General features: G+C 64.3%; 10 protein-coding genes and 1 pseudogene. 2 read left to right on the top strand and 9 right to left on the bottom strand.

All coding sequences use genetic code 11. The features are described from left to right. Positions 1-244: 244 nt before the first annotated feature. The 9 genes and pseudogenes from LJE91_02130 to LJE91_02090 form a co-directional block, all read right to left on the bottom strand. Positions 245-1,471 carry a tetratricopeptide repeat protein gene (locus tag LJE91_02130; GenBank protein MCG6867552.1) on the bottom strand — a complete coding sequence of 409 codons (1,227 nt, stop codon included), beginning with the start codon at positions 1,469-1,471 and terminating at the stop codon, positions 245-247. A 1-nt stretch (position 1,472) separates the two neighbouring features. Then, the gene (locus LJE91_02125) at positions 1,473-2,183 is read right to left on the bottom strand and encodes a TonB family protein (GenBank protein MCG6867551.1); all 711 of its coding nucleotides are present in this window, start codon (positions 2,181-2,183) and stop codon (positions 1,473-1,475) included. 1 nt (position 2,184) lies between these two features. After that, positions 2,185-2,598: a biopolymer transporter ExbD gene (locus tag LJE91_02120; GenBank protein MCG6867550.1), complete on the bottom strand. Its 414-nt coding sequence runs from the start codon at positions 2,596-2,598 to the stop codon at positions 2,185-2,187. Continuing rightward, entirely contained in the window at positions 2,595-3,131 is a 537-nt protein-coding gene (locus tag LJE91_02115; protein MCG6867549.1) for a MotA/TolQ/ExbB proton channel family protein, read from the bottom strand. Before LJE91_02115 ends, LJE91_02120 begins: the two co-directional genes overlap by 4 nt. Continuing rightward, the gene (locus LJE91_02110) at positions 3,115-3,576 is read right to left on the bottom strand and encodes a MotA/TolQ/ExbB proton channel family protein (GenBank protein MCG6867548.1); all 462 of its coding nucleotides are present in this window, start codon (positions 3,574-3,576) and stop codon (positions 3,115-3,117) included. Before LJE91_02110 ends, LJE91_02115 begins: the two co-directional genes overlap by 17 nt. 700 nt (positions 3,577-4,276) lie before the next feature. Further along, positions 4,277-4,372: pseudogene (locus LJE91_02105) on the bottom strand (PE-PGRS family protein). An 88-nt stretch (positions 4,373-4,460) separates the two neighbouring features. Beyond that, complete coding sequence (locus LJE91_02100; GenBank protein ID MCG6867547.1) at positions 4,461-5,243, bottom strand: DUF3450 domain-containing protein; 783 nt, start codon at positions 5,241-5,243, stop codon at positions 4,461-4,463. A 46-nt stretch (positions 5,244-5,289) separates the two neighbouring features. After that, entirely contained in the window at positions 5,290-5,730 is a 441-nt protein-coding gene (locus tag LJE91_02095; GenBank protein ID MCG6867546.1) for a VapC toxin family PIN domain ribonuclease, read from the bottom strand. Beyond that, a complete protein-coding gene (locus LJE91_02090) occupies positions 5,727-5,960 on the bottom strand; it encodes a type II toxin-antitoxin system VapB family antitoxin (protein ID MCG6867545.1) in 234 nt (77 codons plus the stop codon). The genes LJE91_02095 and LJE91_02090 overlap by 4 nt, the downstream gene beginning before the upstream one ends. A 185-nt stretch (positions 5,961-6,145) precedes the next feature. Here LJE91_02090 and LJE91_02085 point away from each other — a divergent pair, with 185 nt between their 5' ends. After that, positions 6,146-6,379 (top strand): transposase, encoded by a 234-nt coding sequence (locus LJE91_02085; GenBank protein MCG6867544.1) that lies wholly within the window; start codon positions 6,146-6,148, stop codon positions 6,377-6,379. A 60-nt stretch (positions 6,380-6,439) separates the two neighbouring features. Then, positions 6,440-6,679 carry a hypothetical protein gene (locus LJE91_02080; protein MCG6867543.1) on the top strand — a complete coding sequence of 80 codons (240 nt, stop codon included), beginning with the start codon at positions 6,440-6,442 and terminating at the stop codon, positions 6,677-6,679. Positions 6,680-6,814: the final 135 nt, after the last annotated feature.

Here is a 6,814-nt window from a genome sequence, read left to right as displayed (position 1 = left end):
TGGATGCCGGCGCGGCGCCAACCCCACCTGCTGACCCGGGTCAAACGCCCCACCTATCCGAGGGGCTACGAGATAGCACAGCTCGGCACCTTCAAGGAAAAGCACGGCAGTGGAGGCCGGGGGTGACACCGGTTGAATTTCGCCTTCGATCCAGCTGGCTCGTCCTGGCCGGCATCGACGAGGTCTTCGAGGTGATCGGCACACCCCTGCATTTCGTCCACTGGTGGTCTACCGTCTGTTTTCACTATCCCTGATCCGGGGACTGATGCGCCAGCCAATCGAGCCACCGGCCGGCCGGTTTCGCGGATGCCGGGTCGTCGAGCGCAAGGCGCAGGGCCGTTTGCGCACGCTCCATGTCACCGGCCCGGGTCGCCGCCACGCCCAGCATCAGGTAGGCGTTGCCGATGTCCTCGGGTCCGCCCTCGGCCAGGGCATGGTCCAGCGCATCGATGCTCTCTTTCCACCTCTGCAGTCTGAACAGCAGGCTGCCGAGCCGGAACCAGGATTCACCGGCGTTACCGGTTTCCGCGGCACGGCGCAACACCGGGACTGCCTCGGCGGGTTCGTCGGCGGCGATCAGGCCGTCGGCCAGCAGGCCCCAGTTCCGGGCACTCTGCGCAAGCTCGCCTCGAGCGATGGCGCCCTCGAGCAGCTTCGCGGCACGCCAGGGCATGGCTTCCTGGAGATAGAGGCTTGCCAGTCGCTGGATCGCCTCCTCATCCAGCAGGCCCTGACGGTGAGCAAGCGCCAGCACCGCAATCGCCTCCGCATCCCGGTCCGACGCCTGATGAACGAAGGAGAGCTGCTGCCAGTAGCGCCCCGATCCGGGATACTGCCTGATGAGATCCTGCAGTACCGGCACCGCCTCGTTGAAGCGGGCTCGCTCCAGCAGACAGGTCACCAGCAGTTCGCGCCAGTCACGGGGCGCCCCGCTTGACAGGGCAAGGGCGCGTTCGATCCAGCTAATCGCGGCGTCACATTCCCCCAGGTGGTAATGAGCGACGGAGGCCAGGTAGCAGGTCTCGGCGTTCGCATCGGTCCCCTTGCGCAGCAGGGTGTCCAGGGTTTCGAGACCCTGACGATAGCGCCCCTGCTCCACCAGCAGCACGGCGAGGTTGTATCTGACCTCACGGTCCGCGGCGTCGGGTAGCACTTCCAGTTCCAGTGCCCGCTCGAACGACGCGATCGCCGCATCGCTTTCACCCAGCGCGTGGTGAACATGGCCCGATGTCTGCGCAACGATCGCCTGGTCGTAGGGACGCCCTCGCGTACGTTCTTTCAAGGCATCGAGTCGCCCTGCAGCATCCTCGTACCGTCCGTCGTCGATCAGGGCATGCACGCCGACCAGCGATCTGTGGGTCGTTTCCGCCATGCGGGAAAGCGAACCCGATCCGGCAACCGCAACGGGCAAGTGAGGTAGCCCGGTGAGGGCAATGCACAGGACAAGCTCTGCGGCGGGCTTTCGGGCCACCTCAGCGGTCCTCCAGCGAAAACACGATCTCCTTGCGCGCCCGCCGTTCCACCCGCTGGCCATCGACGACCCTCGGCGTGAACCGCCACTGGCGGATCGCCTTCGTCACCGAGGCATCGAAGACGCCACGCGGCTGCGAAGCCACGACCTCCAGACCCGTGACGCCGCCCTGCGGGGTGATGGTGAACTCTACCGTCACACTCCCCTCGATCCCCGCCCGCCGGGCACGCGGGGGGTAGACGGGAGCAACCTGAGCGCTGGGCTCGACATCGAGGGCGGGAGCGGATGGACGCGCGATGTCGCTGGCGGGTGACGGGGTAGGGGTCAGGCGCCCGAGGGGTCGAAGCTCGAGATCGATGCGCGGACGGGAGAGCGGAGGCGCCCCGGCGGACACCCTACCCGGCGTGTCCGGCAGCTCAGGCGCCGGGAGCGGTGGTTCGGACTGCGACTCGGCCATCGGCATTGCCGTGGACGGCTCTGGAGCCTTCTCCGCCACGGGTTGCACCGAAACCCATTCGACCGGCCGGGGGATATTCGCCTCCCGAGGAGGTGACCGGGTCGGGTCGACCAGCCGGAGGATCAGCCACATCAGCAGGAGGTTGATACCCACCGCCGGCACGAGACTCAGCACGAGGCGGATCTCATCGCGACCACCGAGCGACGTAACGAAGCCGTCGGAATTCATGGCAGCCCTGCGATCCAGGCGTTTCATGCTATTCCTCTTCGCGGGGCGTCGTTGCGATCGCCACACTCGCCACCCCCGCAAGTCGCGCCTGATCGACCACATCGATGACCGCACCGGTGCGGGATGCGGTGTCGGCAACGATGACGACCGAGGCCGCGGGATCGTCGGCGTGCTGCCGCGCGATGTGGGCCCTTACGGCCCGACGGTCCACCTCGCGACCCTCGAGCCAGATAGCCCCCGTGTCGGTTACCGTCACGACGATATTCCCCTGCACCTTGGGAACGGCCGTGTCCGCGGCCGGGCGCTCGACGTCGATCCCCGACTCCCTAACAAAGGATGAGCTGACGACAAAGAAGATGAGCAGAATGAACACGACGTCGATCAGGGGGGTGAGATTGATTCCCAGGGCCGCCGCGTCCGGTTTTGTGTGGGAGCGTCTCATGATACCTCTGGTTCCCGCCGGACACCGGCGAGCAGACCGGCCGCACGCTCTGCTTCACCCTCGGCACGTCGTTGCAGATCGATGCTGAAGTACAGTCCCGACAGCGCGGTGACGAGCCCCGCCGCGGTACTGACCAGCGCCTGGGATATCCCGGAGGAAAACACACGGACGTCCCCGGCCCCGATCTCGGCGATAACGTCGAACGCACTCACCATGCCCGTTACGGTGCCGAGCAGGCCCAGCAGTGGCAGTACCGACACCAGGGCGCGGATCAGTGCGAGGTGAGGTTGCAGTTTCTGCGAGACCGACGCGAGAAAACCCACCCGCACGCGTTCCCTGTTCTGCGGCGTTCCAACGTGCCGGTCCTGCCAGACGGTAGCGTTGCGCCTCAGCCACGCCGGGTAGATCTTGCGGAGGAACCAGTACCGCTCGATGATCAGGGTCCACATCAAGGTGGACAGCACCAGGATGGCCAGGAACGTCTCACCGCCCCGGGCCTCCAGGGCACCGACCGACTCAAACCAACCCGGCACCACGCCTGCCCTTTGAGAAATCTGCGACGATCGCCGCGCTGGTTTCGTCGAGGGCCTGGATCAGGGCGTTGCTCTTCGCCGACAGGACACTGTGTGACATCACCAGCGGTATCGCCACAATCAGGCCCATGACCGTGGTGACCAGTGCCAGGGAAATACCGCCGGACAACATGCGCGGGTCCCCGGCCCCGAACTGTGTCAGGGACTGAAAGGTCTCGATGATTCCGGTCACCGTCCCCAGCAGACCCAGCAGCGGCGCCACCGCGGCGATCACGGAAAGCGCCCCCAGGCCCCGCCGCAGGCGGGGAAGCTCTGCCAGGATCACCTCGTCGAGCTGAAGCGCGAGGGTCTCCGGATCCGGGATACCCGGGTCGTCCCGGACCCGAAGCAGACGGCCCAGGGGATTTTCGGAATCGGGTACGTCACGCGAACGTTGTCTTTCCATCCGCCGCCCGGTGCGACTCAGGGAAACCCAGCGCTCGATCGTCAGGAACAGCCCCGCGAACCCGAGGGCGATGATCAGATAGCCGATCACCCCACCCTGGCGGATACGGGTCGTCCAGTCCGGCCGGCCCTGCAGCGCGGCCAGCGCCGCGCCGCGTTGCGGGTCCACGGCGAGCGGTGCCGTCTCAGTGGCTTCCTCAAAGCCGGCCGCCACGCGCTGCACCGACGCGCGGGGTTGTGTACCGGCCTCTGCGAGTCCGCCCGTCCGTGGATCGCGGCGAAGGTATTTTCCGTTCGACACGACACTGAAATCACCCGCACGCACGACCGTTCCTTCGCGGGTCACGCCCGTTCCGTCGACGACCGGACTCGGGAAACGGGAGACCTCTCCGGTGGCGATGGCCTCACCGAGCATCAGTTCCCAGAGCACCTCGAGGTCCGCGGTCGCGGGCATCCCATCTGTTCGCGTCAGTTGCTCCGCGGCGGCCAATCGATCCGGGTGATCGAGTGCGGTCAGCGTGGTCGCAAGCGTCTCCCGCATCGTTTCCGCCGTCCGCGAAAAGAGGACCTGAAGGTCACCCAGTTCGCCTGTTGCCTCGGCGTGACGCTCCCTCAACGCGTTCAATTCGGTTTGTCGCCCCGTCCATGCGTCCGATAGCCGTTCGGCCCTCGCCCTCTCCCGTGACAATGCTTCGCGCGCCGATTCCAGCATCGCCCGCCGCTGATCGTGCGCCTCCACGAAGCGCCGCTCGCGCGCCTGGTCCTCCCGCGCCTCCTCGATCCTGTCCTTGCGCACCGATTCGAGCAGCGCCTGCATCGGATCCTGTGCGGCGGGAATCGCTCCGGCGAACAATAGCGTCAGGCCGATCGCCGACACCACCCGCTTCACGGCACCTCCCGGGGCGCAGGCAACGGCACGATGATCAGTTCGGGCGGCAGGGACCGTTGCGCGACCCGCAATCCGGTGGCGATGCGATCGTTCCATCGTTCCGGCAATTCGCGCCAACGCTTGTCCGCGACATCCCACATGCCCGATTCACGGCCGTCCAAGGTGAGATACAGCAGGGCGATGCGGCCCACACGCAGGAAATCGACGGTACGCTCCTGGCCCCCCAACGTGAGTTTCCCCGTATAGGCCTCGACGCTGCGACCGTAACCGATCTCGACCTGCCAGGCCTCGACGACTCTCCGATACTTCTCCGCTGGGGTAACCGAGGGATCGTCCAACATCTCGCGCAGTCGGTCCAGCCGCAGGCCCCGTTCCCGGGGAAGGAACGGGAGATCCAGTTCCACGAATCGTTCGAGTACGTTCAGCTGGCGCGCGAGCAGGGGCTCGATCTCCCCGCGCAGGACCGCCGCGACCCGGATCTCTCGATCGAGTGTAGCGATCTCGCGATCCCGTTCCGCGATCCGGGCCTCGAGGTCGTCGTTCAGCGTCCGGAGTTCGTCGGTCTCACGCAGGATCCCTCGGTACTCCTCCAGCATGGCGGCCGACTCGGCCGACATCGCGTCGATCCGGTTCTGGGAGGCCGCGGCCTCCCGCTGGCTCTCCACGCGAATGCGGGTGGCGGCATCGAGCGGGTCTTCGGCCAGACACGACCCACCGGAGATCAGCACCGCGAGCATCGGAACCGCAAGGTGACCAGGATTGAGGATGACTGGCGACATCTTGGTGATCAGAGTGGGGCGACAACTGTCTTCAAATGTGACCGGACTACGAGGGTATCGCCAAGCTGATCTTGCCCGCCCCCCTGACAGCCTTCCAGGGTATGGATCGGTCAAACGTGGCGAGATTTCCCTGATTCCTGACCGCCAGTCCGAGCAGATAAATATCGGTTAGCTGTTTGTGTCCGCGAATCATCGAACGGTCAAACAGGCGTTCGTCCTGGAGGGTTATCGAATCCTCCCAGAAGACGTGGCCCTGTTCCTCGGCGAGGAAACCATCGAGGTGGTTCATGACCTCGTTCGGCATCCAGTCAATGGATGGGTACGCGGGATTCGAGAGGATTCTCGTCACCGCATTCTCGGTGATGGGGCAGGTTGCCCAACGCTGTTTGCGGGCTCTTGCGAACCAGCGATGAGCAACATCATGGTTGATATGGGCGGGGTCCAGCAGAGCGATCAGTACATTCACGTCGAGCAGGTACGCGCTCATGCTTCCTTGTCGCCATCGCGCCACTCGTTGACCATTTCCATGGTGACAGGCTTCGAGCCCTCCTTTACCGGCAACAATGGAACTCCGGAACGGGAAGTGACCTTGGGTCGGCGAAGCAATGCCTGGCGTGCAAGGTCCGAGACGACCTTTCCGATCGTCTCATGACGCTGCCCGGCGAGGCTTCGCGCCGCGGCCATGACATCATCATCGATTTCCAGAGTCGTTCTCATGATCGAGCGACAATAAAATGCATATAAACTGATGTCAAGATGCGTGATGTTTCCGCATCAACCGATCGTAAGTAAAGGGGTCAGAACCCTTTTTTAGATATACTCCTACGCTTCCGACCGTAGCCAGGAGTCTGTGCATACCCCGCAAACGACGCTTCTTCCTTCCGGGCGTTCCCGTCCATGTCGTGCAGCAACGGGGCAACAATCGACAGGCGGTGTTCTCTGACGACAACGACTACCGAGTCTACCTCGAGTGGTTAGGCCGGGCCGCAAGCGATCACGGTTGCTCGATCCACGCGTACGTGTTGATGACGAATTACATCCATCTGCTGATGACGCCGCGCGAAGCGCAAGCGATCGGTGCTACGCTACAGGCACTCGGCAGACGGTTCGTACCCTACATCAACCACAGCTACTAACGCACCGGAACCCTGTGGGAAGGCCGTTTCAAGGCGAACGCCACCCAAGAGGAGAGCTATTTGCTCGCCTGCTACCGCTATATCGAGCTCAATCCCCTACGCGCCGCGATGGTCGATACCCCCGAAGATTATCGCTGGTCCAGTTACCGCGCCAACGCCCTTGGCGAGCCCAATCCGTTGCTCTCTCCCCATGGACTCTACATGGGCCTTGGTAAAGAGCCTGCCGATTGCCAGAACGCCTATCGCCGCCTATTCTTGTCCCACCCGGATTCCGCAATGCTCCGCGAGGTGCGCTCCTAGGAGCCTGTCGGCCTTAGGAACAATCTACTGCGCTGATGGGAGAGCGGCCAAAAAATCCCCGATTTCTCGTTGCGTAGGCCCACTATGCGCCTCGAAATCGTAAACTTTTTGTCTCGTTCTCCCACCATGCTCGCT

The sequence above is a fragment of the Gammaproteobacteria bacterium genome, from assembly GCA_022340215.1.
Classification (GTDB): domain Bacteria; phylum Pseudomonadota; class Gammaproteobacteria; order JAJDOJ01; family JAJDOJ01; genus JAJDOJ01.
This window is presented reverse-complemented; position numbering and strand designations above follow the sequence as displayed.